The 685-nt window shown below is 62.3% G+C and carries 1 protein-coding gene; it reads left to right on the forward strand.

Annotated elements, in window-relative coordinates:
• Window positions 1-198 precede the first annotated feature (198 nt).
• Window positions 199-685: extracellular solute-binding protein (locus EN742_RS36830; RefSeq protein ID WP_128333986.1), on the forward strand; the 487-nt coding region annotated here is incomplete at its 3' end.

Here is a 685-nt window from a genome sequence, read left to right on the forward strand (position 1 = left end):
CTGCGTATGTCGGCGACGCTGTGCGGACAGCCCGGCTTCATCGTCAAGATCCCGAACAGCGCCGGCGTCGGCATGGGTTCGCCGGGCGATCGCATCAAGATCGGCTGGGCGGCACGTGACTGCCGCGCCCTCGACCATGGCTGACGGCAGAGTTGGCCTGACATCAACCTCAAACGAAAACGAAAAGGGGAACAAGAAATGAAGAAATCGAATCTCGCGGGCGGGTTGCTTGCCGCCTTGATCCTGGGCGCCGGCATAAGCCACGCCTTCGCCGACGACGTCACCGTCGCCACCTGGGGCGGCACCTATACAGAGAAGCAGCGCAAGTCGATCTTCGACCCATATACGGCCAAATCCGGCGGCGCCGTGCTCGATGCCGTCTACACCGGCGGGCTTGGCCAGATCCAGGCGATGATCGAGTCCGGCAATACCACCTGGGACGTCATCCAGATGGGGGCGCCCGAAATGTTCAACGCCTGCGCCCAGGGCCTGATCGAGGAACTCGACACCAGCAAGCTTTCCTCGGCTGCCGACTTCAAGGATCCCGGCATCACAAAATGCGGCATCGGCGCCATCGGCTGGGGCATGGTCATCGCCTACAACACCAAGGCCACCGGCGACCAGCCCAAGAGCTGGAGCGATTTCTGGGACCTGAAGAAATATCCGGGCAAGCGCGGCATGAAAC

It is taken from the genome of Mesorhizobium sp. M4A.F.Ca.ET.020.02.1.1, from assembly GCF_004022645.1.
GTDB lineage: Bacteria > Pseudomonadota > Alphaproteobacteria > Rhizobiales > Rhizobiaceae > Mesorhizobium.